Annotated in this window: 20 protein-coding genes, 2 pseudogenes and 1 CRISPR repeat array; of the genes and pseudogenes, 9 read left to right on the top strand and 13 right to left on the bottom strand. The window is 69.5% G+C overall.

The genetic code is table 11. The features are described from left to right. Positions 1-312: 312 nt before the first annotated feature. The gene (locus ACFY0X_RS33335) at positions 313-1821 is read right to left on the bottom strand and encodes an ISL3 family transposase (protein WP_387760231.1); all 1509 of its coding nucleotides are present in this window, start codon (positions 1819-1821) and stop codon (positions 313-315) included. 133 nt (positions 1822-1954) lie between these two features. On the opposite strand from ACFY0X_RS33335, the gene ACFY0X_RS33330 reads away from it, so the two are divergent. Beyond that, positions 1955-3241 (top strand): IS256 family transposase, encoded by a 1287-nt coding sequence (locus ACFY0X_RS33330; protein ID WP_387760230.1) that lies wholly within the window; start codon positions 1955-1957, stop codon positions 3239-3241. 292 nt (positions 3242-3533) lie between these two features. After that, the gene (locus ACFY0X_RS33325) at positions 3534-4316 is read left to right on the top strand and encodes an IS5 family transposase (protein WP_285739353.1); all 783 of its coding nucleotides are present in this window, start codon (positions 3534-3536) and stop codon (positions 4314-4316) included. Here the strand turns inward: ACFY0X_RS33325 and ACFY0X_RS33320 are convergent. Then, on the bottom strand, positions 4282-4776 hold the full coding sequence (locus ACFY0X_RS33320; protein ID WP_285739352.1) for a hypothetical protein: 495 nt from the start codon (positions 4774-4776) through the stop codon (positions 4282-4284). The two genes, ACFY0X_RS33325 and ACFY0X_RS33320, sit on opposite strands and share 35 nt — an antisense overlap. A 118-nt stretch (positions 4777-4894) precedes the next feature. Next, the gene (locus ACFY0X_RS33315; RefSeq protein WP_387760211.1) at positions 4895-5287 is read right to left on the bottom strand and encodes a hypothetical protein; all 393 of its coding nucleotides are present in this window, start codon (positions 5285-5287) and stop codon (positions 4895-4897) included. Between the two features lie 337 nt (positions 5288-5624). On the opposite strand from ACFY0X_RS33315, the gene ACFY0X_RS33310 reads away from it, so the two are divergent. Next, positions 5625-6398 carry a hypothetical protein gene (locus ACFY0X_RS33310; protein ID WP_387760209.1) on the top strand — a complete coding sequence of 258 codons (774 nt, stop codon included), beginning with the start codon at positions 5625-5627 and terminating at the stop codon, positions 6396-6398. A gap of 469 nt (positions 6399-6867) precedes the next feature. On the opposite strand, the gene ACFY0X_RS33305 is transcribed toward ACFY0X_RS33310, so the two are convergent. The 3 genes and pseudogenes from ACFY0X_RS33305 to istB all read right to left on the bottom strand — a co-directional run. After that, positions 6868-7164: a hypothetical protein gene (locus ACFY0X_RS33305; protein WP_387760208.1), complete on the bottom strand. Its 297-nt coding sequence runs from the start codon at positions 7162-7164 to the stop codon at positions 6868-6870. Between the two features lie 758 nt (positions 7165-7922). Next, positions 7923-8572: a CRISPR direct-repeat array (repeat unit 29 nt; unit sequence GTCCTCCCCGCACGCGCGGGGGTCAGCCG). Between the two features lie 145 nt (positions 8573-8717). After that, entirely contained in the window at positions 8718-9299 is a 582-nt protein-coding gene (locus tag ACFY0X_RS33300) for a suppressor of fused domain protein (RefSeq protein ID WP_387760206.1), read from the bottom strand. Positions 9300-9379: 80 nt separating this feature from the next. Beyond that, positions 9380-9931: pseudogene (istB, locus tag ACFY0X_RS33295) on the bottom strand (IS21-like element helper ATPase IstB); the annotation flags it as partial. Between the two features lie 127 nt (positions 9932-10058). Here istB and ACFY0X_RS33290 point away from each other — a divergent pair. From ACFY0X_RS33290 to ACFY0X_RS33270, 5 genes are all read left to right on the top strand, one after another. Next, positions 10059-11264, top strand: coding sequence for a tyrosine-type recombinase/integrase (locus ACFY0X_RS33290; RefSeq protein WP_387760204.1), 1206 nt, complete (start codon positions 10059-10061; stop codon positions 11262-11264). Beyond that, positions 11261-13450, top strand: a complete 2190-nt coding sequence (locus ACFY0X_RS33285) for a tyrosine-type recombinase/integrase (RefSeq protein ID WP_387760203.1) — start codon at positions 11261-11263, stop codon at positions 13448-13450. Before ACFY0X_RS33290 ends, ACFY0X_RS33285 begins: the two co-directional genes overlap by 4 nt. Before the next feature lie 5 nt (positions 13451-13455). Beyond that, positions 13456-13911 carry a DUF6262 family protein gene (locus ACFY0X_RS33280; protein WP_387760202.1) on the top strand — a complete coding sequence of 152 codons (456 nt, stop codon included), beginning with the start codon at positions 13456-13458 and terminating at the stop codon, positions 13909-13911. Between the two features lie 81 nt (positions 13912-13992). Beyond that, positions 13993-14352, top strand: coding sequence for a hypothetical protein (locus tag ACFY0X_RS33275; protein WP_387760200.1), 360 nt, complete (start codon positions 13993-13995; stop codon positions 14350-14352). Positions 14353-14436: 84 nt separating this feature from the next. Beyond that, positions 14437-15021, top strand: coding sequence for a hypothetical protein (locus ACFY0X_RS33270; RefSeq protein WP_387760198.1), 585 nt, complete (start codon positions 14437-14439; stop codon positions 15019-15021). A gap of 92 nt (positions 15022-15113) precedes the next feature. Here ACFY0X_RS33270 and ACFY0X_RS33265 read toward each other — a convergent pair. Together ACFY0X_RS33265 and ACFY0X_RS33260 are read right to left on the bottom strand one after the other, a co-directional pair. Then, positions 15114-15365, bottom strand: a pseudogene (locus ACFY0X_RS33265) (ATP-binding protein); the annotation flags it as partial. Further along, the gene (locus ACFY0X_RS33260) at positions 15362-16507 is read right to left on the bottom strand and encodes a hypothetical protein (RefSeq protein ID WP_387760196.1); all 1146 of its coding nucleotides are present in this window, start codon (positions 16505-16507) and stop codon (positions 15362-15364) included. The pseudogene ACFY0X_RS33265 and the gene ACFY0X_RS33260, both read right to left, overlap by 4 nt. 93 nt (positions 16508-16600) lie before the next feature. Between ACFY0X_RS33260 and ACFY0X_RS33255 the strand changes: the two genes are divergently transcribed. Then, positions 16601-16927, top strand: a complete 327-nt coding sequence (locus ACFY0X_RS33255; RefSeq protein ID WP_387760194.1) for a hypothetical protein — start codon at positions 16601-16603, stop codon at positions 16925-16927. A gap of 4 nt (positions 16928-16931) precedes the next feature. On the opposite strand, the gene ACFY0X_RS33250 is transcribed toward ACFY0X_RS33255, so the two are convergent. The 5 genes from ACFY0X_RS33250 to ACFY0X_RS33230 form a co-directional block, all read right to left on the bottom strand. After that, positions 16932-19280 carry a tyrosine-type recombinase/integrase gene (locus tag ACFY0X_RS33250; RefSeq protein WP_387760192.1) on the bottom strand — a complete coding sequence of 783 codons (2349 nt, stop codon included), beginning with the start codon at positions 19278-19280 and terminating at the stop codon, positions 16932-16934. Continuing rightward, entirely contained in the window at positions 19280-20512 is a 1233-nt protein-coding gene (locus ACFY0X_RS33245) for a tyrosine-type recombinase/integrase (protein ID WP_387760191.1), read from the bottom strand. The genes ACFY0X_RS33250 and ACFY0X_RS33245 overlap by 1 nt, the downstream gene beginning before the upstream one ends. A gap of 47 nt (positions 20513-20559) precedes the next feature. Further along, on the bottom strand, positions 20560-21120 hold the full coding sequence (locus ACFY0X_RS33240; RefSeq protein WP_387760189.1) for a hypothetical protein: 561 nt from the start codon (positions 21118-21120) through the stop codon (positions 20560-20562). 611 nt (positions 21121-21731) lie between these two features. Next, the gene (gene dnaB / locus ACFY0X_RS33235) at positions 21732-23366 is read right to left on the bottom strand and encodes a replicative DNA helicase (protein WP_387760188.1); all 1635 of its coding nucleotides are present in this window, start codon (positions 23364-23366) and stop codon (positions 21732-21734) included. Between the two features lie 88 nt (positions 23367-23454). Further along, a complete protein-coding gene (locus tag ACFY0X_RS33230; RefSeq protein ID WP_387760187.1) occupies positions 23455-24762 on the bottom strand; it encodes a helix-turn-helix domain-containing protein in 1308 nt (435 codons plus the stop codon). Between the last annotated feature and the right edge of the window lie 120 nt (positions 24763-24882).

Raw genomic sequence — 24882 nt, 5'->3', positions numbered from 1 at the left:
CGCCGCGCTCGCCGACACCGCCACCACGCTCGCCATCTCCGGCACCACCGATGACCACCACCCCCATCGGCCGCCGGGGCTGCTGTCACCGCGCCGGGAATGCTCAGAGCCGAACCTGTCAGGCTGCGCATCTCCTCCCTCGACACCGCGCTGCTACCGCTCGCCCTCGACCCTACGGCGCCCTGCAGCCCCGCCCCTCGACCAGGGCGGCACCGTGGGCTGGGCCGTGGCTGCGGCCCACGCTGTCAACTGTCAGGGGGTCTGTAAAAAGAACGGCTCTGTCCCGTAATCGGTGGTAGCGCTGTGTACTGGTCACTGGAGGAGGATGCGGTGGCGGAGCAGGGGGAATCCGGCTCTGCCGTGCATCTGTCTCATGATCCGTTTGGTGCGTGTGTTGACGCCTTCGGTGCGGCCGTTGCTGTAGGGGAGGGTGAGTCCGGCGTCGACGGCGGCGCGGTCGAGTTCGAGGCCGTTCGCGAAGGAGTGCAGCTGGGGGAGGTCGGCGGCGCGGACCGTCGTGATCCAGTCGGTGAGCTTGGCATCGTTGCCCTCGGCCGGGGTCAGTAGCCTGGCGAACTCCGCAGTGAGGGGAGCGAGTTCGGCCATCTCGGGGCAGGTTCGGGTGAGTTCCCGCAGGAGTGCGGTGTCCTTGTCCCGCAGGTTCTCGGGGTTGGAGAGCAGGAGGCGGGCGAAGTGTTTCGGGGTGGTGATTGGCTTGTCGCCCTCCGCGCGGCCCTGGGTGATGTAGCGGTGGAACAGGTTGAGACTCCCGGTGTAGCCCAACTCCTTGATTTCCCTGAAGAGTTGGAGGAAAGGAACGGCCGGTTCCTCCGCCCGGCGCCGGCGCAGGTGATCGCGGTAAGGGTCGACGAGCGTGGGCTTGTAGCGGGGCGCGCGGCGGTCGCCGGTGGGCTCCTTTATGCGGGAGTACCGCTTGACGGTGTTCAGTGCGACGTCGAGGCGGCGGGCGCATTCGAGCAGGCCGACGCCCTGGTCGAGCAGGTCGTGCACTCGCTTCCAGCGTTCGCGGGTGGTCTGCTCGCGCACCCCCCCGGGCCGGACCGGGTTCACCGCGGTGGCCCAGCAGGCGGCGTGGGAGCGGACCTCGGCCAGGACCCTGTTGCACAGGTTGGACCAGAGGTGCCACCTGTCGCTGACCTGCACCGCTCCGGGCAGGGCCTGCCGGATGGCCTCGCCGTAGGAGCCGGAGCCGTCCCGGCAGACGTACTCGACCCCGGGGTGCTCGCGCAGCCATGCCGCCAAAGCCGGGGCGGTGCGGCCGGGAAGGACGTCGATCCGCTCGCCGGTCTCGGCGTCGATGATCACGGTGGCGTAGCGGTGCCGGCGCTTGAGGGCGAAGTCGTCGATGCCGACCACGCGCGGCACCCGCAGCGGCGGTAGTGCCTGGCGCATGAGCAGGCGCAGGGCACTCGAACGGGAGATCGCGCAGGTCAGCGCGCGGGAGAGGCGGGCGCCCGCCCGGCCCGCTAACTCCTTGACCACCGCACCGAGCTGGTCGGCCAGGCGTCGGGTGCGGCGTTGGTAGCGCTCCACCACGCCGGGAACCTGCTCGCGGAACGTCTGCCGCGGGCAGCCGAGCACAGGGCACACCATGCGCCGGAGCCGTACCGACGCCACGACCCGCCGCCCGTCCACCGGGACATCCGCGACCACCCGGCCATGGAAGCCGTGCACCCGCCCCGTCGGCCGCCCGCACACCGGGCACGGCACCGGATCATCCCGCGTCCGCGCCGACACCCGGATGACCTCGCCCTCGTCCGTCACCCCCTTGATGACGAGGGCCGACAGCCCGGAAAACACCACGCTCACAAGATCGTTGACATCGCACACATCATCCCAACGACCCTCGTCACACTTCGTCACCACCGATTACGGGACAGAGCCAAAAGAACGGTGTAACTCCCGATCAAGGAAGTAGCACCTGATGACAGACGTGACCGTCTCGGCCGAGGCCGTGGAGGCCGTGCGGCCGGTGGAGTTGCAGTCGGACGCCCTGGACGACCAGTTGATCGGGCAGCTCGTCGACCGGGCCCGCGCGAGCGGGCTGCAGCTCACCGGCACCGGAGGTCTGCTCCAGCAGCTCACGAAGAAGCTCCTGGAGTCCGCCCTCGAGGGCGAGATGACGGACCACCTCGGCTACGAGAAGCACGACCCGGCCGGGTCCGGCAGCGGCAACTCCCGCAACGGCATCCGCTCGAAGACCGTACTGACCGAGGTCGGTCCGGTTCAGATCGACGTCCCCCGCGACCGCGAGGGCTCTTTCGAGCCGCAGCTGGTCCGCAAGCGCCAGCGGCGCCTTTCCGGGGTCGATGAGATGGTGCTGTCGCTGTCCGCGCGTGGTCTGACGCACGGTGAGATCTCCGCGCACCTGGCCGACGTCTACGGCGCGGAGGTGTCCAAGCAGACCATCTCCACCATCACCGACCAGGTGATCGAGGGCATGTTCGAGTGGCAGAACCGGCCGCTCGACCCGGTCTATCCGGTGGTGTTCATCGACTGCGTGCACGTGAAGCTCCGCGACGGCCAGGTCGCCAACCGGCCGATCTACGTGGCGCTCGCGGTCACCGTCGAGGGCACCCGGGAGATCCTCGGACTGTGGGCCGGCGACGGCGGGGAAGGCGCCAAGTACTGGCTGCACGTGCTGACCGAGATCAAGAACCGCGGCGTCGCGGATGTCTGCATGGTCGTCTGCGACGGGCTCAAGGGCCTTCCGGATGCCATCGCCGCGGTCTGGCCGCAGGCCGTCACCCAGACCTGCATCGTCCACCTGATCCGGGCCTCGTTCCGCTACGCGGCCCGGCAGGACTGGGACAAGGTCTCCAAGGCGCTCAAGCCCGTCTACACCGCGCCGACGGAGGACGCCGCACTGGAGCGGTTCGTGGAGTTCACCGAGGCCTGGGGCCGGAAGTATCCGGCGATCGTGCGGCTCTGGGAGAACGCCTGGGCCGAGTTCGTGCCGTTCCTGAGCTTCGACGCCGAGGTCCGGCGGGTCATCTGCACCACGAACGCGATCGAGTCCGTGAACGCGCGAATCCGCAAGGCCGTCCGCTCGCGCGGGCACTTCCCGAACGAGCAGGCGGCCCTGAAGTGCGTCTACATGGCGATCGTGTCCCTCGACCCGACCGGAGCCGGACGCAAACGCTGGACGACCCGTTGGAAGGCCGCGCTCAACGCCTTCGAAATCGCCTTCGACGGCCGACTCTCCGCCGACCGCCGCTAACTCAACCCAACCGAGTTACACCGTTCAATGGACAGACCCGATCTTGGTGGACGTAGGTTCGACTGGAACAGCTCGGTCGGGTGATCTTGCCGCGTGCCGAGCATGAAGACAGGGCCTCTGGTGCAGCTCGGGGTTGTCGAGACCTTGAGCGCGCCAGGAGGCCCTGTTGTCGCAGTTGTACGCCCTTGCGCCGGTCGGCTCCAACTCGGCGGCTCGTGAGTGTGATTGCCTCGCTCACCGGTTCGGGAACGCCGGCAACCGGCCGTACAGGCGGCCGAGATATCCGTCCGACATGAGCGACGCGGAGTGGGCGGTGGTGCGTGACGCGATGCCCGTTCCGCGGTGGTTGGAGGGCAGGGGCGGGCAGCCGGAGGGCTACTGCCACCGGCAGATGGTCGACGCGGTGCGCTACCTGGTCGCGGGCGGCATCACCTGGCGGGCGATGCCCGCGGACTTTCCCGCCTGGGACCGCGTCTACGCGTTCTTCCGGCGCTGGCGGGACAAGGGTCTGGTCGGCGAGTTCCACGACCGGCTGCGGGACCGGGTCCGCGAGGCGGCAGGCCGGGATCCGGAGCCGACCGCGGGCATCATCGACGCCCAGTCGGTGAAGGGCGCCGCGTCCGTGCCGGCCGCCACGCGGGGATTCGACGGCGGGAAGAAGGTCAACGGCCGCAAGCGCCACATCGTGGTCGACACCCTCGGGCTGCTGCTGGCGGTGCTGGTCACCGCGGCCTCTGTCACCGACCGGGACGCGGGGCAGGCCCTGCTGGCCCGGCTGCGTCAGCGACACTGGCGCATCACGCTGGTGTGGGCCGACGGCGGCTACACCGGACGCCTGGTCGACTTCACCCGCGACGTCCTGCGGATCATGCTGAGCGTGGTCAAACGCAACGACGACGTCACCGGGTTCACTGTGCTGCCCAAGAGGTGGCTGGTCGAGCGGTCGTTCGCGTGGCTGATGCGCTCACGCCGCCTGGCCCGCGACTACGAGACGCGCACCGACAGCTCGGAGGCGGTAATCCGCTGGTCGATGAGCATGGTCATGAGCCGCCGCCTCGCCCGGCGGGCACGCTGAACAGTCCCGGGCTCGTCTCGACCAGCCAGCCCCGCGCGGCCAGGCGTTTCGCCTTCGACCGCACTCCCTCCACCTTCGCCGGAACCGGCTCCAGGCCGAGTGCTACGGCGAGTTGCCGACAGTCCATCGTCTCCCCGCCCGACCCGCCGCCACCGGCCAGGATGTCCATGATCCGCCGGTAGTCCGGCGCCAGCACCGTCGAGGCGAGCCCTTCCCGCCAGTGCGGCACCACCGAACCGGGCACCGCCGCCACGGCCCGCGCCTGCCGCTTGCCGGCCGCCACGACCGGGGGCACCTCCCCGCCTGCGAGAGGTTCCGCCAGGACCTCGGCCACCGTCTCACGGGCGATCACGAACCGCTCCCACACGGCCTCGGCCTCCCGCAGCTCGGCCTGAAGGGCCTCCACCCGCCGCCGGGCAGCGCGTTCACGCTCCTCCAGCAACCCCATCACCGACGGCATCCCGGCACCTCCACCGAAGAGACGACACGACACCCCGTCCCTGCCACCGAAACACCGCCACTATGCCTGACCAGCGGAAACGCACCCGTCACTCTCGGAAAGACAACGGCTTCTCAGGTCACCGCCTGAGCTGACGACGGCCGCGGACGTGGGCTGGTTGAGTTGGCCGACAACCTGACTGACCCGTGCGGTCCTGGTCCGTGCTGGCCAGGACCGCATCGGGGCTGCCCTGGTGGACCAGGAAGTAGTCCGTGCTCGTGTACTCCTCGCCGCTGTTGTAGTGCACGACGATCGAGAACCCACCTTTCAGCGGGACCGTGAACATCGGCCAGGCCGACTTGTCGTGCAGGCGCTCCAGCATGGCACCGGCATCACCGGCGTCCGCGCCGAAGGCCTCCAGCGACTCGTCGCACAGGTCAACCAGGTGCGCGGCCCAGAACCCGGCCTCATCCAGAAAGGGGAGGCCGTCCACAACGGGAGCCGAGGAGTACCAATGCCGCGCCATCGCCATGCCGCAATTCTGGCCTACGAAGATCCGCCTTGTTCGACCGCCCCATGTTCCACCCCGCCACCAACTTGACGACTTGACGCCGTGAGGTGTCTATGCGGTCACAACACTCCGACCCGGTCAGTCGGTTCAGATTGGCCTTGATCGTGAGTTGTGACGTCAGTTGTTCACGAGTTTGGGAGTCAGCCCGAACCACGGATCGGCGGTGTTCACGAGTTTCGACGTCACCGGTGTACTTGCCAGGTCAGCTGACCGCCACAGGCACCGGGCCGACGACCTGCCGACTCCCGCCCAGACGTCGGGTCGTCGGCCCGAGACGCTCCAGTAGGCTGCGCTGGCCATGGATACGCATGCCGAACCGGAGCTGCCCCGGACCGACACGATCGCTTCCGGTCCGCCGATCCGGCAGCTCTTCCGGGACGTCATCGCCGACCGTCTGCCGGGCCGAAGGCTGCCCCAGGCAGCGATGCTGTTCGACGCCGAGGACCCCTTCTGGGACGACCGGAGCTTCCTCGGCGACTTCTACAACGAGATCCTCCACCAGGACACTTGCCAACCGGCGACCGCCGACGGCCTCGTCCTGCTCGCGGTCCTGGCCGCCGACGACCGGATTCCCGCCCGACACCGGTTCCAAGCCGTCCATCTGCTGTTCAGGGCTGCCACTGTCGCCGAGCGCCACCTCGTCGAGACCTGGCCGGACAACCCACGGCACGCCGATCCCGACAGCGAGGCCCGGGCCCGCAACGCGGTCCAGGCCCGCACCCCGGACCTGCTGAACCGCTGGTCGGCCGAATGCCCCGCGGTCCGGCTGGCCCTGGCCGGCCTCGCGGTCGTCTTCCCGACCGACCGCACCCTGCCCGCCCTGGCCCCGCGCCTGCAGGGCTTCACCGACCAGCACCGGCAGGGCACCGACATCGGCGACTACGTGCGGTTCGTCCTCGTGCTGGCCTCCCGGGACGAAGACCGGATCCTCACCGCGACCGAGAACCTCACCGACGCCCACTGGACGGGAACAGCGAGAGAAGTGCCGACCCGGGCACGGGCCCTCCACCTCCTCGGCCAGATGCTGGCCAAGGTCGGAGCCGAACTCGCCCAGCCGCGCGGCAGACAGTGACGCACCGATGGTGCTGCTATCTCTCGTGAACATCCACGATCACCGGCGTCGGCCTGGTGTCCGCTCCGCCCGCGCGGAGGTGACCCGATGTTCTGCTCGCTGTGGTCGAGGGCGTGCCAGCCCGCTCTGCCCGAGCAGAGGTGCCAAGGACCTCCCCGGCAGATGGGGTGCGCTCCGCCCGTGCGGAGGTGACGCGGCGTGCCGGGCGTCCGGGTCGACCGGCCGGGGGTTCGCTCCGCCAGTGCGGAGGTGGCCCGAGCACCTGCTCGACCCGTTCAAGGCGGTCGCTGTGCGCTCCGCCTGCGCGGAGGTGAATCGGTCGACGTGATGCAGCGTACCCGTACGCGCTCGTCCGCTCCGCCCACGCGGAGGTGACCGCCGGCGACGTCGAGGTAGCATCGGCTCGCCGCTGCCCTGGTAGGAGGTGTCGGGGGGGCCAGGCCATCTCCGGGGCGCTGCTGCGATGGGGTCAGGGTCCGGCGATCACCCAGGTCACGAAGATCGCGGACATGCCCTCGTGCAGGCGGTAGACGACGCTGATGCGGTCGCTGGTGTCGGAGGCCGGGTCGGTGCGGGCGGTGTAGTCGTCGACCTCGGGGTTGGTGCCGCCGGGCACCGGGATGCCGAGCCTGGGGTGGACCGCCAGGCGCTCGACGAGTTCCTCGACCGCGTCCAGCTCACCGGGGCGCAGCGCAGCGAGGGTCTGCTCGACGGCGTCGGAGAGGAAGACGTGCTGCGGGGCTGGCTGTTCGGGTTGGTCGGTCACCGGTCACCGGTCACCGGTCGCCGCCGGCGGCGCGGAGCCGGGCGAAGGCGTCGGCGGCCGGGGGTCCACTGTTGGCCGCCGATCGGTGCGGCGAGGGGGTCCAGAGCGTCGGGGTTGGTGCGCAGGGTCAGGCGGTGGCGGTAGGTGGCGGCGACCTCGGCGACGGCGGCGAAGCCGCCGATCGGGGAGGAGTCGAGGGCGTCGGCCAGGGCCTGCTCGAACTGTTCCCGGTCGCCGAGCAGGCCGTACCGGGACAGCGCGGTGCGCAGCTCGTGGAGGGTGGCCGGCCTCGGACGACCTGGTGCAGTCGGCGCGGTGCCGCGCGCTCACACCAAGTTCGCCCGGTTCGTCGCCCAGGGTCGATCCGCATGGTCTTCCCCGCAGGCACGGTGGACCCGGGACGGAGGTCAGCCGTAATCGCGTCCAAGATCATGACAGCGGAGGCCGTCCTCCCCACACGCGCGAAGGTCAGCCGCAGCGGGCCGAGCAGTGGGAGTACGTACGCCTGTCCTCCCGCACGCGCGGGGGTCAGCCGAGGTCCCACCGACCGAGAATCTCCCGGTCGACACCTTCCTCGCGCCAACGGGGTCAGCCGGTGTCCCGGCGAGGCGGACGAGGTGGAAGCGCCTCCATCCTCCTGGCCGTCTGCAAACATGGGTGTTGCTCCTTGACATCTCAACAGGCTGGCCCGTCTCGTGCTCCTTGACGGTCCGGTCAAAAAAATTGCAAAGCCGTCAGAACGGTGCAGGCCGCGAAGGGTCCTCCCCGCACGCGCGGGGGTCAGCCGCAGCTCGCCGATGCCCAAGCACGAGGCGCCCGGTCCTCCCCGCACGCGCGGGGGTCAGCCGGAGAGAACGGAACTACTGCAACTACGGGCCAGGTCCTCCCCGCACGCGCGGGGGTCAGCCGTCCGCGATCCTGGATGCCGCTGCGGCCGCGCAGTCCCCCCCGCACGCGCGGGGGTCAGCCGCCCGAAGAGCGAGCCAACGGCGGCATCACGCGGTCCTCCCCGCACGCGCGGGGGTCAGCCGCCGGCCGGGTGGACGTCGGCCAACCGCTCCAGGTCCTCCCCGCACGCGCGGGGGTCAGCCGAAGTCGGCGATCGTCGGGGCCGGCGCGGGCTCGGCGGCGGGGTCCTCCCCGCACGCGCGGGGGTCAGCCGCCGCTCGATCTCCGCCTCGCGTTCCGCCCGCTGTCCTCCCCGTACGCGCGGGGGTCAGCCGACCAGGGCTGTCACCCGCCCCGGCCGCGCGCAGTCCTCCCCGCACGCGCGGGGGTCAGCCGCCCTGGCCGGACGGCGGGATGAGGCCGCGGTCGTCTTTCCCCGCACGCGCGGGGGTCAGCCAGATCGGCGCCCGCTACAGCGACTTCGTGGCGGGGTCCTCCCCGCACGCGCGGGGGTCAGCCGGATGGCTTTGCTCATGTGAACGGGCAGCGTTTATCGACGAGTTTGGGCAGCGGTTGGTGATCACCGTGCCTCAACATGTTCACGAGATTTGACGGCAGTTGAGGCATCCCCAGCGGGCTCTCATGCCGACGCTGTGCTTGGGGGATCAGGCGACAGACGGCCGCCTCGGGTCGGTCGGGACGATGGCCTGCTCGTCGAAGAGCTGTTCAAGGGCTTCGTGGCCGTGCTCGCGGCGGTATGCCATCTCAGCTGCGGTGACCGGTAGAACCCAGAGGATGCGGGCATGGCCGTCGGGAAGCGGGCAGTGCTCCAGGCCGGGACCATGCAGGTAGGGGAGGCTGATCAGCAGGTGATCACAGTGGGAGCCGGGTAGCCACGGCTCCCCGATGGGCAGGCTGTGCTCAAGATCGAGGTGGTGATCGGCGTGGTAGTAGCCGGTCATGGCCAGAAGGTCAGCGAACCGCTCATCGCGGACCGGCGCGGTGAGGAGGAATTCGAGGCCGTGACCGCCCGCCTCAGCCGCGGACCAGCAGCCGGCGGTGATGTAGGCCCAGCTGTCGGCGCGGGGTCCTGGGCTGACGGTGAGGATCCTCAGATCCGGAACTGCTTCCCTCCGCCCGGGGCCCAGGTCGTAGTCGTCGACCGTGATCGTGTGGCCGGTGAAGAAGCCGCGAACGTGGGCCTCGATGCTTGCGATAGACCGCTGGCTGCGCTGGCTCTCGAACATGGTGGAGAGGATCTCACGGACCGGTGCGGGCGTCCCTGCCCGTGAGTCTGCCCCGCCGCGGGCGGGGCAGACTCACGCATTCAGTCGATCTTGGCGGGCGTTTCGGTCCGTGCCCGGGTGCTGGCGAGGCGGTAGGAGTCGGTGCCGGTCTCGATGATGGTGCCGTTGAAGGTGAGGCGGTCGACGATGGCCGCGCAGAGGCGGGGGTCGGTGAAGGTCTTGGTCCAGCCGCCGAACGACTCGTTGGACGCGATGGCGACGCTGTTCTTCTCCTCGCGCTCGGTGAGGACCTGGAAGAGCAGTTCGGCGCCGTGGCGGTCGAGTTCCATGTAGCCGAGCTCGTCGATGCAGAGCAGGTCGACTCGGCCGTAGCGGGCGATCGTCTTGTTCAGCTGCTTCTCGTCGGCGGCCTCCACCAGCTCGTTCACCAGTTTCGTGGCGAGGGTGTAGCGGACGCGGTAGCCCTGCATGGCGGCCTCGGTGCCCAGGGCGATGAGCATGTGGGACTTGCCGGTGCCGGAGTCGCCGATCAGGCAGAGCGGCTGGCTCTTCTTGATCCACTCGCAGCTGGCGAGGGTGTTGACCACGGCGGGGTCGATGTTGGGGTTGGCGTCGAAGTCGAAGGTCCGCAGTTATCCGGGGTTCATTTGTACCCGTCTGGAACGTCAGTCAGCGTGGGGTTCACTCGTCTTGGTGGTCGTTGGCGTTGCGCTATCCGGGGTGGCCCGACAGCGTCGGTGACGTCGGCAGCATGGCGCTGTGCCAGTGCAGAGAATCGAGTTGGGTGATGGGCGGACGTGGACGGTGGTCGGTCCCGACTACCTGCCGGTCGTGCCTGTCGAGGAGTTCTTGGAGTTCCTGCGCGTCGGGCGAGATGCATCGCCTCACACCCTCCGTTCCTATGCCACGTCTCTGAGCGCGTGGTGGGACTACCTGGAGGCGGCCGGGCTGGCGTGGGACGAGGTGACGCTGCCGTGGTTCCTGCCGTTCCTGACGGTGTTGCGGACCGGTGATCCGGTCGGAGTGCACCGTTTGCCGGGTGCTGGTGCCGCCCAGGTCGGCGGGGTGGCGGAGTCGACGGTGGGGCTGCGGGTGGCGGCGGTGCTGTCGTTCTACCGGTATCACGCGGATGTGCATGGGGTGGCGGTCGCCGGACGGCTCTACCGGGTCGGTGGGCGCCGGGCCCGCAGCCGATACGTCGGGGCCCTGGCTCACCTGGACCGCAATAGCGAGCATGTGAGTCCGGCGGTGCGCGTCCGAGCGCGCGATCGCGGGCCGGCACCGGTGCTCACGCCGGCCCAAGCCGAGGCGATCCTCGACGGATGCGCGCGCTTCGGCGCCGTCTCCGGACGGTGGTCGGGGTCGGTACGCGACCGGCTGCTGTTCGCGACGCTGAGCGAGACCGGGATGCGGCTGGGCGAGTGCCTGTCGCTCAAGCACTGCGACTGGCACGTCGGCCGGGGCGGGACGCCGTTCGTCGAGGTCGTACCTCGGCAGGACCACCCGGCCGGAGTACGGGTGAAGAACAGCAGATTCCGCCGCATCTACATCAGCGACGACCTGGAGCGTCTGCACAGTGAGTACGTGTGGGAGCTGTGCGACGCCGATGCCCACCGGGCGGTGGACCTGGAGAACTGGTGGGTGTTCGTCAACCTGCGTCGCGGCGAGTGGCTCGCGCCGCTGCGGCCGGAGACCGTCTACGACCTGGTCGACGGTCTCAAGCGTCGGCTGGGGAAGGCAGTTCCGTCCGCCTGGACACCGCACTGGTGGCGCCATACCCACGCGACCGCTCTGCTGCTGTCCGGGGCTCACGAGCACGTGGTGATGCGGCGGATGGGCCACGCCGACGTGCAGACGACGCTGACCCTCTACGGCTGGGTCACCGAGGACGCCGAGTTGAAGACCCTGGCGAACTGGAAGTCGTTCACCACTAACTGGCGTGGCTTGGAAGGTAGTTCGGCATGACCGACCATCGCATCCCGCCAGTTCCTGCCGGCGGTTCGACCGTCCCGGACCGGTCCGCCCAGAGCGCCGCGCTGGTCGACGGACTGGACCCGGTGTTCGCCGGGCCGCTGTTCGACGGACGCGACCCGAGGCTGGCCGGGGTGTTCATGCGCGGATCGCGGCAGGTCCGGTTGGACATCAGCGCCCTGCCGCTGGTCATGCGCCGCGAGGTGGGCTGGTGGCTGGCCACCTGCGCGCGCACCGGCGAACGCCAAGCCCACGCCAGTGAGTGGAACCGCTGGGCGGTCACCGCCGTCGACGTCATCGCACGCCACCCGCATGTCGGCTCCTTCGCTGACCGGTCGCTGGCCGAGTGGATGACCGCCTGGGCTCGGAGATTCCACGCCGACCGGGGCCGGATGCCCGCCCCCGGGCATCGGCTCCGGGCCGAGCACGCTCTGCGCGGCATGCTGGAGCGGCTGCTGCGGCAGTACGCCAGCGAGGTCGACTGGTGGCGGCACGATATCTGGTCGCTGCGGTTGGACCCGCGCATCCCGCGGCGCGAGCACGAGCCGCGCGCCAACACCGCCGTCCGCTGGGGCGACATCACCCCGGTCTGGCTGCGGGAGGGGACCAAGTTCTACCTCCGGCTGCAGATGGAGTCCGGACAACTGACCTGGTCGACGGTGATGCAGCACCGCGTGAACACAGCGCGCTTCGCCGCGTTCACGGCCGAACGCGGAATCGACCACCCCGCCCTGGCGGACGGCTCCGAGCGGAGCCTGCGCGCACTCGCACTGGACTTCGGCACCTTCCTGCACCACTGGCAGCGCGAGACACCAGGCCGGGCCGAGGTCGGCGGCAGCCTCCAGCCGAGGACGATCAACAAGAACCTGCAGACGATCGACCTGTTCTACCGGGTCATGACCGACTGCCGCACCGAGGCCGCCGAAGCCCTGGACGATGCCCGGTGGCTGGCGCTCACCGACAGCCACGCCCGCATGTTCCGCTCCGGCGACCGGCCCCGGCAGCGCGAGGTCCGCGAGGCCGACGAACGCAACTACATCAACGACACCGACCTCAGCAGCATGCTCACCCACATCGAGCTCCTCGGCCTGCCGACCGAGCAGACCCGGACCGTCGTCCGCGACGCCCGGCAGGTCGAGCTGGCCGGCCTTGGACATCCTGCGGTCATGCGGGCCTGGCTCATCCAGGCCATGACCGGACGCCGGGCCAGCGAAGTGCTGATGATGGACTTCGAACCGCTCTCCGACATCCCCGGCCTGGACGCTGCAGCCGTCCCCGAGGGCGGGATGGTCGCCCGGCTCCGCTACCAGCAGACGAAGATCGACGCGGCACCGAACACCATCCTCGTCGGCCGCGACGTCGTCGAGATCGTCCGGGAACAGCAGGCATGGGTCCGCGAGCACTGGCACCTGGACCGCGCCGACACCATCCGCTACCTGTTCCCGAAGACCACCGGCAACCGGCACGGCACCAAGTCCTGGGAGACCAGCAACTACAACCGCGTCCTGAAGGACTTCAGCCACCACCTGGACCTGCGCGACTCACGCGGCGAACTCCTCCTCTACTCACGAAGTCATCGGCTCCGCCACACGAAGGCGACCACGCTGATCAACGCTGGAGCCCCCATCCACGTCGTCCAGCGCTACCTTGGCCACCTTTCTCCCGAAATGACGATGCGTTATGCCGCGACTCTGGCCAGCACCGCCGAGCGGGAATTCCTCGCTCTGGCCAAGGTCGGCCGGGACGGCCGGGAGCTCGGAATGGACCGCCGGGACATGCTGGACCTGGTCCAGCTCGACCGCCGCACCGACCGGATCCTGCCCAACGGCTACTGCCTCCTGCCGCCCACCCGCTCCTGCGACAAGGGCAACGCCTGCCACGGCTGCGACCACTTCGCCACCGACCGCACCTTCCTGCCCGACATCCAGCGCCAGCTCGCCGAGACCGAGTCGCTGGTCGCATCCCGGCAGGCCCGACACACCAACCGCTACGGCGAGCCGATGAGCGCGGCCAACGTCTGGCTGGAACAGCGCAACGCGGAGATCCGCAGCATGCAGCTGGAGATCATCGCTCTGGAGGCCCAGCCGGACGCCAGCACCGCCGTCGTCCGCGGCGCGGGCGTACTCGGTCGCACCGGCTACCAGAACACCGCCAACTCACCTGATAACAAAGGGACATAGCCCGCATGACCACCCGTCCGACCGCCTCGGTTCCTGACACTGTCCCAGCCGAGAACCGGCGCATCGTCGCCCTGCGGCAGGCAGCTCAGGACAAGCACGAGCAGGCCGTCCAACGAGCAGAGGCAGGCATCCGGCGACTCGTCAAAGCAGGAGAGGAAATCAACTTCCGGGCTGTCGCCCGCGCGGCGGGCGTCAGCCTGGACTTCCTCTACGCCCACACAGACCTGCGCAAACGCATCGAAACCCTGCGAGGCCAGCAACGGGCTGACCACCGGCCCCTCCGACAGGAGCCCGCTACCGACGACGGCACGGTGATCCATAGCCTCACCGAGGCCCTCCGCCGCGAACGCGCCGCCCACCGTGAGCGCGTCCAAGAGCTCGAACAACGGTTGGCCGCCGCCCACGGCGAGATCCTCCGCCTCCAGCGTCAGATTCGGGAACGCGGCGACGTGCCCCGGTGAACGACATGCCAGCCGTCGCACGCCCGCAGCGGCCAGAACAATGCAGTTGAGGCTGGAGGATCAGCCCGGCACACTCGCCCGGTGAGCCACAACACACACGCGGGCAGATGGGACGGGCCCTGGTTCAGGGTCTGCACGGAGCACTTCGAGGCGGCGTTCCTGCCGAATGTCGGCGAGGACTTGGAATCGGTGGACAACATCGACGTCTTCGTGGACCTCAACGACGGAACCCGGTGGAGTGCGACCGTCATCACCCTCGCTCAGGTGGAGACCATCATGGACCGGTGGGCGGCGACCGGGGAGGCCCTCGGCGGCGCCTACTTCTCGTGCTCGGACGGCCTCATCGTCCGCGACGCCGGCATCAGCAAGATGACCCAAGTCCTCGTCGGTCTGGTCGAGACCGGCGACTTCACGCACATCCTTCAGCGCATCGACGAATGACCGCAGCTCCGGTCCACGACGAGCTGATTCTGAACCACCAGTAAGCTGCCCTGGCCGAGCCTGGGACATCATCATGAGGACACGATGCTCTCCGAATACCAGCAGCAGCTGAGGGATCGTTTCCTCGCTGCCCCCGTCATCCCAGCACCACACCCCTGGCAGCCTGTCTCCGCGCGGCGAACGCCCATCGGCGGGCTACTCGGAGTCGGTTTCGGGGTCGACCCCGACAGCGGAAACGACCTCCTGATGGTCGTCTCCAGCAGCGGTCACGGCATCTTCGACGCCTCCACGGGCCAGCGACTCGCCCGCGACCACGACCCCGACTTGGATCACAGCACACCAACTGGCCCCGACTTGTCCTGCCCTGGACTCGGACCGCTCGCCGGCACCGAGGTCCGGATCGCCGGCCTGTTCGGCGGCGGCCTCCACTCCACCACCGAAGACGGATGGACCGTTGAGGTCGTCAGCCCGGATTGGCCGCACCACCGCGTCCTCCTCTCGGCCGATGGCGGACTCTGCCGTGGTTCCGCCGGTGAGAAGTGGTGGCACATCTTCCACGCCCACTACTCCGAACTGCGAGCCGCCGGGTTTTCCCCCTCCGGACGCACGCTCGTCGTTGCCACCAGCAGCGACATCACTCTCTGGACAAGGCCCAGCCTCGACGCCTGAACCAGAGTGTCGTCCACGCTGCGGACGCCGTCGGCAACGCCACGACCTGCACAAATGCGGTCGCCGCTGCCGCCGACCCCGGATAACTCGCGGGACTTGTCGCGGGGGAACCCTGCGGCCTTGATCCGCCGCTCCGAACGGCGCCGGGCCCGGTCGTCGCACTCGGCCATCAGCAGCTCGGCGAGGAAGCCGCGGTAGGTCATCTGGTCCTTGACCGCCCGGTCGGCGATGTCAGCGAACTCGTTGCGGATCGACGGCAGCCGCAGCAGCCGACAAGCGGTATCGATGGCCGTGGTAGCGGCCTGCTCGGTCAAGTTCCGCTGGCGGGGCAGGCTGGCGGTCATGGCGCTTCTCCCTCTCTCAGGTCACCGCCGCCGGCGCGGCGGTGTCGGAGCAACTGGTCATAGTGGGTCACCGAGGGCAGCGGCCTGGTGTCCGGCGGAAGGTGGTTGAGCTTCCACTCGTGCAGGAACGTCACCGTCGCGGCACCCGGTCCGACGGTCGGTTTTGGCGCGAGAACATCCGCAGCGGGTTCGTCCTCGACCTGGGCGGACTTGCGGGCCTCCAAGGCGACCGCGTCCGCGGTCAGGGCTCCGGCCCGCAGGGCGGTAGCCAGACCGGCGACGATGTGCTCGTGCGCGAGGTGGCGGCCCAGCAGCAGCACCTCGATCAGCGCCCGGGTGCCCTCGGCGTCGCCGTGGGCCCTGACCGCCGCGGCCCACCAGGCGTCGTGGACCGGGGTGAACTTCCCGGCGGAGCGGGCCTGATCGAGCGCGGTCGCGCCGGGGAAGGCGCCCGGCTTTCGGACCAGGGCCTCCAGGTAGTGGTCCAGCTCCAATCGGCAGGCACCTTTGGCGATCAGCCGTTCGTGCCGGGCGACCTCGACGTTCCTGTCGTAGACCACCAGGTGGGAGGCGTGCAGAAGCACCCGGACGCGCTTGCCGATCAGGCGGACCGGCACCGAGTAGCGGTTGGTGCGGACCGAGATCTGGCCGTAGCGGTCGACCCGCGGGGTGAACACCCGACCGGTCTCGAACGGGTCCTCCGGCAGCGGCAGCAGCCGCGCTCGCTCGTCCTCGAAGTACTCGTCGACAGTCCGGGTCCTGGACCCGATCCTGCGGCGCCCGTCGTGCCGGTCCCACTGCTCGACCAGTTCGTTCAGCTCCGCCAGCGACTCGACCTCCGGCACCGGGACGAAGTGGTTGCGCCGGAAGTAGCCGATCTGGCCCTCGACGCCGCCCTTCTCATGGGCGCCCTCGACGCCGGGCCGGCAGTAGAAGCTCTCGATGCCGAAGTGCGACTTGAAGGCGATCCACCGGTCAGCCTCGATCCGGGCCCGGCTCAGCCCCAGCACTTGAGCAACGGCGGCCTTCAGGTTGTCGTAGCGGACCTTGCTCCGGGGGACCCCGCCCAGCGTCCGCAGTGCGTGGACGTGGCCTTCGAAGAACGCCTCCTGGCCGCAGGAGGCGAAGACGCTTCTCTGCACTACGAAATGCGCCTGGCATGCGCTGGGCCAGGTACTGTGCGCCGTGTGATCGTCCGATGCATCAAGATCATCAGTCCTGCCAACTTGACGGTTGTGAGCGAGCACCCGGCGATTCGCGTGGGCGAGGAGTATCCGGTCCTCGAAGTGTTCGCCGCCCGGTCGCGGATCCTGTTTCGCCTTCCTGACCGCAGCGCGAGGCGGGACGAGATCGAATCGCCCGGCCTGTGGGACGCCGACATGTTCGAGATCGTGTCCGAGCGGATGCCGACCTGTTGGGTCACTGCACTGAAGGACGGCCGATTGACCCTGGCGCCCCGGGAGTGGCAGCGACCGGGTTTCTGGGAGGACTACTACGATCACGAGCCGGATGCGGTTGCCGAGTACGACCTACTGAAGGCCCGGATCATCGCGGAGGCGTGATCGCCTAACCAAGGGCAGCGACCCCGTCCGCGCCACTGTCGGCTTGGGCTCGCAGGCGTTCGGCCTGCTGTTTCTTGTCGGCGATGTGGCGCAGGCTCTCCTGCAGGCCGGCGACCTCGCCAAGCCACCGCATCCGTTGGGCCTCTCCGAGGCGTTGACGGGTGTTGGCTTCGATCTCCAGGAGTCTGGGTTCCTGGGCAAGGTCGAGGCGGAGCATGGGGCAGCGGATGCAGGCGTGTTCGTGCTGGCAGGGTGTCCCATAAGGGCGGTCGCAGGTACCGAGGGCGACCTTGCGCAGGCTGAAGTGGTCGCGGAAGTCCTGCCACTCGGAGTCGCTGGGCTCGCGGTACTCCTCGTTGGGACGGTGGGTTCGGCGCTGGTCGACGAACTGCCGGTAGTGGCGGATCACCTCTTCGGGATAGACGGCGACGTAGGCCTGGGTGGTGTTGAGATCGAGATGTCCGAGGAGCTTCGCGGCGATATGGATCGGCAGGCCGCCGTTGACCGTCTCGGTCGAGAAGATTCGGCGGAAGTCGTGCGGCGTGAACCTCAGCGGTGTCCCGTCGACGTCGACGATGCCGGCCCGAAGGGCGTGCTCGGTGAGGAGCTCGCGGATCCGGTTGGGGGAGATGACCTGCAGCCGGTGCTGGGAAAGACACTGGAACAGGTGCGGCAGCGGCGGCCCGAAGACCCGCTCGTAGCCGTCGTAGCGGGTCAGCAGCGGCACCCGCTCGCCGGTGCCTTTGATCCGGCGAATGATCCGGGCGAGGACGGCGACCAGGTCCGGGTCGGCGGGGATGACGCGCTCACGGTCGGTCTTGGACGGGCTGATCTGCAGCAGCGGCACCGTCTCGCCGGTCGGCGCCTGGTACTGACGCAGGCTCAGATGGGTGAGCTCCAGGAGTTCCTCGATCCTGGCCCCGGTGCGTCGCAGGACCTCGATGCTCGCCCAGGTCCAGAAGGCGTTGTTCTCCTCGCATTCGGCATCGAACCGGGGACCGGGCTCGTCGACCGGGGCGAGGAACAGGGCAGTGGGGCGCCAGTGGCTGCCGTTGCGCCCGGTGCGGCGATAGCGCGAGCCCTCGACGGTGAACTCGTCGCCCGGCGTCGCGGAGCGGGCTGCCTGCAGCAGGAGCGTGGCGTGCTGCAGCCGGGTCTCCGCAGTGCGGACGAGCTGCGGCAGGACGGGGACCAGGGTGCGGGTGCGCTGCTGCATCCGCGCTTGCCGGTGCCGGCTCTCCTTGATGTAGCCGCGGATGTCGGCCTCGCTGATCGGGCAGGGGGCGGCCCAGGCCGCCCAGCGGGCTGGGTCTTCCATGGCCCACTGCGAGAGGTCCAGGTAGAAGGAGCGGACCGCCAGGAACACGGCGTGGGCCGTGCGGCGCGGTCGCCCGTCAGGCAGGACCCGGACGCGTTGCTTCCATGCCTGGGCGACCTCGTCGGGCAGGTTGAACGAGGAGATCGCAGGCTGGTGGCGTTGCAGGTCGCCCCAGAACAGGTCGGCCAGCATCTGAGCGTGGTTGCCCAGGGAGCCGTAGTCCAGGACGGCGGACCGCTCGGCGAGGTAGTGGACGAGCACGTCGCGGACCGCGCGGTTGGTGATCGGGTGGCGGTCGATCAGTTCGGCGGGGGTGAGCTGGCCGCGGGCCTGCGCCTCGCGCAAGGTCGGTGGCGAGTCCTTGAGACCGCCGACGGCGTGAAGGATGTCGTAGGCGAGGGGCAAGGCCGTGACAGTGCGGCCGTTGTCCCGACGGGCCTTGGCGTAGTCGGTGAGGTCTTCCAGGTCGAAGGCCAACAGGTCCTTGCCGGTGACGATGCTCATGCGGGTGAGCACGTTCAGGGCATCGGTCGCGTGCTCGTCGCAGCGCTGTCCGCCGACGCGCTGCGTGAGTTCGGCGAACAGCGCGGGCTGATTGTGACGACGGTAGGCGTCGTAGACGCCCAGGAGGCGGCTGCCGAACAGCCAACCGTAGGAGGGCCGGATCGCCTGGAGGACGATCAAGGTGCCGAGACCGGCGGTGAACCGCGATCGGGTGCCCGCGCTGAGCCCCTGGGGTCCCCAGCCAGGACCCAGTTCGTCGGAACCGCTCAGGAGCCATCGGTCTTGCCAGGTGTCGGCGGGGAATCCCTCCAGCCAGTCGAAGATGCGCGTCAGTGAGAGCTGTTGGCGCCACAGGTTACGGACGGTCGGCTCATTCAGCAGGCCCTCGGCCAGGCGGGCCAGTTCATCGCGACTCGCGGACTCCCGGCCACTGGCACGCGTCGTGGTCCTGGGCTGGGGCAGCACGGTGGTGAGGAGGGCGGGGTCGCGTGGGCTGACCGGGGTGCGGGCGACACGCCCGTGGCGGGCCATCACCGGTTCCCGAAGACGTCGGCGAGGTCGTCCGGGTCGTATGCCCAGCCGGTCAGCGGCCGCGGCGGCGGCTTGGGGCGTGTGTAGTGCTCATGAACCTTGGCGATGACCTCGTCGGTCCTGGGCCGCAGGTAGGTACTGGTCGTGGTGATGCGCCGGTGGCGCATCACCTGCTGGGCGTCGACCAGGGTGATGGCCGGGTCCTCGATCAGGCGCAGACACAGGGTGTGCCGCAGGTCGTGCAGCGTGATGTTCGCCCCGATCCTCGCGTTGATCCGGTTCAGCACCGCCCGCAGGGCCGTGTAGGTCAGCGGGCGTGTCTGCCCGCGTAGGGTCCACCAGACCGGCTCGTGCGGGGCGGGCCGGTGGCCGTCCTGGGCAAGGTCGCCGAGGTAGAGGGCCAGCCAGGCGAAGGCTTCCGGGGAGGCTGGGCATGCCTCCTTCGCGCCGCCCAGGCCCTTGGTCTGCACGTAGATCCGTCCCTCGCCCGGGTGGACGTCGCCGATCGTCATGCCCAGCATCTCGGCGGCCCGAGCGCCGCTGGACAGGAACATGGAGAACAGTGCCCGGTCGCGGTGGCAGCCCAGGGAGGTGAACAGGTCCTCGACGACATCGTCGGGGACGGCGCGGGGTTCGCGGTCGACCTGCTTCTGTCGGTAGGCGCCCCGGCGGTGCAGCCGGAACGGCTCCAGTGGGTTGTGGTGCGCTTCCAGTCGGCGGCCATCACGGGACTGCGGTGGCACCGGGGAGACCACCGGCCCCTGCCCGGTCTGCAGATGGTGGTCGTAGAACGCCGCCAGCACCGACACCGCGTGGTTGATGGTCGCCGGAGCATAGCCCGACTTCAGGTAGGGCTTGCCGGTGCGCGCGTTCAGCGATCCCGGCGCGGGCGCGTCCGGTCGGCGCCGGTCCCGCGCCGGGTTGTGGCACGTCCGCAGCCAAAGGACGAAGTCGCGTACGTCCACGCGCTTCGCGCGGTTCCATTCCACATCCACTGCCGCGAGGAATCGGAACCAGCGCAGCAGGTCAAAGGCATAGGAACGGCAGGAGGCCGGGGTGTTGCCGCAGGCCAGCAGTTCCCGCAGGAACTCGCTCGCCGGCGTGATCGCCCGCCCCGCCCCGTCGAGAACCACCCAGGGCAGCGTCGCAGCACTGGTCGCCTGCACCCTGCCGACTCGGGCCACCACCAGCCCGGTCACCTCGCGTTCGTCCGTCGCCGCAGCGCGATTCATTACGTCTCCGTCTCATCGGGACCATCCCGAACGGAGACTCCTCGCCGTCACCAGGCCAACTCGTAGGACACGCCGGTAGTGCGGTCAACGGGTCGGTGGACGGCCTTGCCCGAGTAGGACAGGCGGAAGGAGAACAGGTAGCAGGTCACCAGCTCGCCGGCGAGCCGCACGGTCACGTCGCCGAAGTCGACCTCGGCCTCCATCCCGGGCTGGTGCGTCTGCGGGATGAACGCCTCGATCGGGGCCTTGCCGGACTCCACCAGGATCTGCGGCTTGCGGTCGGCGACGTAGCGGCGGACCTGCTGGTAGGAGACGTCGGCGCCGTGCTCCTCGACCAGGCGGTGGAAGATCCGGGTGACCGTGTGCCGCTGCTTGCGCGGAGCATCCAGATCGGCCCACAGGATCCCGTCGACCACCGCCTTGAACGGGTCCAGCGCGGTCGCGCGCGGCGGGAGCTTCTTCCGCGGCTCCGGCCAGACCGAGTCCACGGCCTTCCTGATCGTCCGCCACGACACGTTGTGCTTGCGCTCGATCTCCCGCAGCTTCATGCCGTCGCGGTGGTCACGCCGGATCGCGGCGTACAGCTCGACCTTCGACATCTGTGGCATGACCAGGGCCTTTCACCAGGAGCACCCCGATGCTGCCCTGGCAAGTACCCCAGCGACGTCAAAACTCGTGAACATCACCCGTCCGTGGTTCGGGGTGCCTCCCAAACTCGTGAACAACCGACGTCACAACCCGTGATCAAAGCCAGCCGGAGTTGGGCATCGGCACGGCCGACCTGACCGAGGTCCTCCCCGCACGCGCGGGGGTCAGCCGAACGAGGCCGCAGAGGTGGTGTTCTGAGTGAAGTCCTCCCCGCACGCGCGGGGGTCAGCCGGTGCCGGGGAGGTACTCGAAGCCGGCCTCCCCGATCCCGGCGCCCTCCTCCAGGTGTCGGCGGATCTCCCGCAGCGGGGCGAGGCTGGACGTAAGCTCGCCGTCCGGGGTGACGAGGACGTAGTGCTGGGCGGGATGCACGGTCTGTCCGATCGGTCGGAGGGAGCCCGGCGGCGCCGGGCGTTCGATCAGCGCCCGAGGGGCCCTAACTCGCCTTCTGCGGGCGGCCCTGGAAGGCCACGGTGATCGTTGTGGTGGGCGATCAACGCCTCACCACCCGATTGGTCACGGGCGTGGCGTCGATCGCCCTGAGGGTCGCCCAGTGGCTCCCTCCGGGAGGTCAGAGCCCGAGGTCCGATGCCGTATCGGAGCCAGGGTTCCACTGGGCGGGCTCGGCGGGCTGGGGATCGACGGCGCCGATCGGGGTGAAGTCGGGTTCGTACGTGGTGCCCTCGAAGCGTCGGCCGACTTCCTCCTCGCGGGTCATGTCGACGAAGCGGGAGTAGTGGCCCTGGAAGGCAACGGTGACGGTCGCGGTGGGGCCGTTGCGGTGTTTGGCGACGATCAGGTCGGCCTCGCCCGCGCGGGGGGACTCCTTGTCGTAGGCGTCCTCGCGGTGCAGCAGGATGACCATGTCGGCGTCCTGCTCGATGGAGCCGGACTCGCGCAGGTCGGAGATCATTGGTTTCTTGTCGGTGCGCTGCTCGGGGCCACGGTTGAGCTGGGACAGGGCGATCACGGGCACGCCGAGCTGCTTGGCGAGGAGCTTGAGATTGCGGGACATGTCGGAGACCTCCTGCTGGCGGTTCTCGGCGCGGCGGCCGGCGCCCTGGAGGAGCTGGAGGTAGTCGACGACGACCAGGTCCAGGCCTTGGCGCTGCTTGATCTTGCGGCAGCGGGCGGCGATGGACAGGGCGGACTGCACGGGGTTGTCGTCGATCAGCAGCGGCGCCTCGGGCATCCGGGCCACCGCCCGGCTGGTACGCAGCCAGTCGTCGTCGGTCATGTCGCCGGAGCGCAGGTGGTGCAGTGCAACGCGGCCTTCGGCGGAGACGGCGCGCAGCTGGATCTCCTGGCGTCCCATCTCCAGGGAGAAGAACGCGGTGGTGAGGCGGTGGGTGATGCTGGCGGAGCGGGCGATGTCCAGGGCCAGCGTGCTCTTGCCGATGGCGGGGCGGGCGGCGATGACGATCATCTGGCCGCCCTGGAGGCCCTGGGTGAGCTGGTCGAGGTCGGCGAAGCCGGTCGGCACGCCGGTGATGCCCGTGTTGTGCTTGCGGTCCTCCACGTCGCCCAGGGTGATGTCCATGCCGTCGATCAGGGGTGCACAGCTGTCCTCGCCTCGCTGGTCGGCGAGCGTCATCACCTCGGCCTGGGCGGCGTTGACGAGTTCGTCGACGTCGCCTTCGGCGGCGTAGCCCATGCCGGCGATCCGGGTGCCCGCCTCGACCATGCGGCGCAGTACGGCGCGCTCGTGGACGATCTGGGCGTAGTACTCGGCGTTGGCGGCGGTCGGGACGGAGTTGACCAGGGCGTGCAGGTAGGCGGCGCCGCCGACGCGCTGGAGCTCGCCGCGTTTGGTCAGCTCGCCGGCCACGGTGATCGGGTCGGCCGGCTCGCCGCGCCCGTACAGGTCGAGGATCGCCGCGTGGATCATCTCGTGCGCGGGCCGGTAGTAGTCGGCCGGCTTGAGCACCTCGACCACGTCGCCGATGGCGTCCTTGGACAGCAGCATGCCGCCGAGCACGGACTTCTCGGCGTCCAGGTCCTGCGGGGGCATCCGCTCGAGGTCGTGGCCGGTCTCGGTCTTGCCGCGCCGGGAACGGCCGAAGCCGGAGCGCGGAGCCGGCTCGGAGTCGGTGTCCTCGGGTTCCTGGTGGTCGGGCTCCTGGTCGCTCCAGGCGTAGTCGTCCGGCCCGGCCTGGATCGTGGTCGGGGTGGCGGGGCCGGTGCTGCTCTGGCTGGGTACGCTCATGGTGATCTCTCCAACGGGATCGGACGGCCGCCGGGCCTGGCGAGGTATACCGGCGGCCGTCGCGTTGCTCGGGGGATGGGGAAGGCGGTCAGCCCGCCAGGAACCCGGCCCGCTTCGCGGAGTGGCTGCGGGCCTCCTCGGCCTGACGCTTTGCCGCGTCGCGTCGGCGGTCGGCAGGGGTTCGGGGCTGGCGGGCCTGGGCGAGGAACGAGGCCAGGAACTTGCGGCTGGACTCGTCGTCGATGCCCAGCTGCTCGTCCAACTCACGGCGCTGCCGGTCCACGATGGCATCCGCCGCGCAGTGGCGGCAGCTGGCCACCTCCAGGTTCGGATGCGACGGGCAGGGGTCGGCCACCGTCTGGGAGGCCGGACGCGTGCCCGGCTTCGCCGGTGCCCCGGCGTACTGGGCCGTGGTGGCCTCCGCCAGACCGACCCAGGTCGGCTGGGTAGTGCCCATCCAAGCCGCCACCGAGACCAGCCACTCCACCGAGGCGCCCGCCGCGACCAGCGCCCGTGCCGAATCGGTGAACTCGGCCATCGCGGTGCGGCGTCGGTGCGGTCCGAAGCCGGCGCTGTTCCTGGCGTCGGACCAGGCCGCCACGATCCGCAGCACCTGCGGGTCGTCAGCAGCCGGTGTCGCGTCCGACCGCTGACCGGGCACCGACGGTGCGGCCGTCTCGCTGTTCTCCTTCTCGAACTTCTCACTCTCCGTCACCTCGGAGGCCACTGGGACGGTCGCGTTCGACGCGACGTCCGGGAGAGAGAAGGGGACAGAGTTAAAGGACAGATTTGGGGTGCTTGAAGCACCCCCTCCCGGTGCTTCAAGCACCCGGGTGCTTGAAGCACCCGGGGCAAGTCCGGGCATATCGGTCGAAATCTCAGGGGGGGTGCTTGAAGCACCCGGGGTGCTTGAAGCACCCCCCTCGTTACCTGCAGTGCCCTTCGGAGCATCCTTCGAGTCCTTCTTCGGGCGCTTCGTCCCCTTGTCCGCGCGGACCTTCTTCTCCGGAGCAGGGCCCAGATCCGGGCGGTCCTCCGGGCGCAGCGGAGCCAGGCCGCGGTCGATGCGCTCCTGGTTGACCTTCTCCATCTGGTCGGCGCTGTAGAAGGAGTAGGGGATCAGCACGTCGTAGACCTTCGGGCGGACGTGCTCTGGGATCCGGAACGCCGCCCGCTGGTCGCCCTCGCGGATCAGACCGCGCCGCTCGAGCTCGTTCAGCCGCCGGGTGACCGTGGACTTGTCGCACAGGCCGGACTTAGCGAGCGTGTTGCGCGACGGGTAGGAGTCGGTCCCGTCGCTGTTCGCTCGGCGCGCCAGCGCGATCAGAAGAAGGCGTTCGTACGGGTCCGATACGGGCGAGTGCTCGGCGGCCCACTCAACAGGCAGAAAGCTCATTGGGTCACCTCCGATCCGGATGCGAGCGCCAGGAGAAGCCCGGTCTGGACGGCGGGATGATGGCTGCGGGAGGCGGGGGCCGGCGGGTAAAGCTCGGCCGGGGATGCGCAGCGTGCGGTG

The sequence above is a fragment of the Kitasatospora sp. NPDC001547 genome (assembly GCF_042894165.1).
Lineage (GTDB): Bacteria > Actinomycetota > Actinomycetes > Streptomycetales > Streptomycetaceae > Kitasatospora.
This window is presented reverse-complemented; position numbering and strand designations above follow the sequence as displayed.

Excerpts from the sequence above, each read along its gene's own strand:
- ACFY0X_RS33315 (WP_387760211.1), bottom strand. The coding sequence starts at position 5,287 with ATGGCGATGGCGCGGCATTGGTACTCCTCGGCTCCCGTTGTGGACGGC.
- ACFY0X_RS33280 (WP_387760202.1), top strand. The coding sequence starts at position 13,456 with ATGACCACCCGTCCGACCGCCTCGGTTCCTGACACTGTCCCAGCCGAG.
- ACFY0X_RS33250 (WP_387760192.1), bottom strand. The coding sequence starts at position 19,280 with ATGGCCCGCCACGGGCGTGTCGCCCGCACCCCGGTCAGCCCACGCGAC.
- ACFY0X_RS33310 (WP_387760209.1), top strand. The coding sequence starts at position 5,625 with ATGGATACGCATGCCGAACCGGAGCTGCCCCGGACCGACACGATCGCT.
- ACFY0X_RS33270 (WP_387760198.1), top strand. The coding sequence starts at position 14,437 with ATGCTCTCCGAATACCAGCAGCAGCTGAGGGATCGTTTCCTCGCTGCC.
- ACFY0X_RS33285 (WP_387760203.1), top strand. The coding sequence starts at position 11,261 with ATGACCGACCATCGCATCCCGCCAGTTCCTGCCGGCGGTTCGACCGTC.
- ACFY0X_RS33240 (WP_387760189.1), bottom strand. The coding sequence starts at position 21,120 with ATGCCACAGATGTCGAAGGTCGAGCTGTACGCCGCGATCCGGCGTGAC.
- ACFY0X_RS33325 (WP_285739353.1), top strand. The coding sequence starts at position 3,534 with ATGAGCGACGCGGAGTGGGCGGTGGTGCGTGACGCGATGCCCGTTCCG.
- ACFY0X_RS33230 (WP_387760187.1), bottom strand. The coding sequence starts at position 24,762 with ATGAGCTTTCTGCCTGTTGAGTGGGCCGCCGAGCACTCGCCCGTATCG.
- ACFY0X_RS33320 (WP_285739352.1), bottom strand. The coding sequence starts at position 4,776 with ATGCCGTCGGTGATGGGGTTGCTGGAGGAGCGTGAACGCGCTGCCCGG.
- ACFY0X_RS33300 (WP_387760206.1), bottom strand. The coding sequence starts at position 9,299 with ATGTTCGAGAGCCAGCGCAGCCAGCGGTCTATCGCAAGCATCGAGGCC.
- dnaB (WP_387760188.1), bottom strand. The coding sequence starts at position 23,366 with ATGAGCGTACCCAGCCAGAGCAGCACCGGCCCCGCCACCCCGACCACG.
- ACFY0X_RS33245 (WP_387760191.1), bottom strand. The coding sequence starts at position 20,512 with ATGAATCGCGCTGCGGCGACGGACGAACGCGAGGTGACCGGGCTGGTG.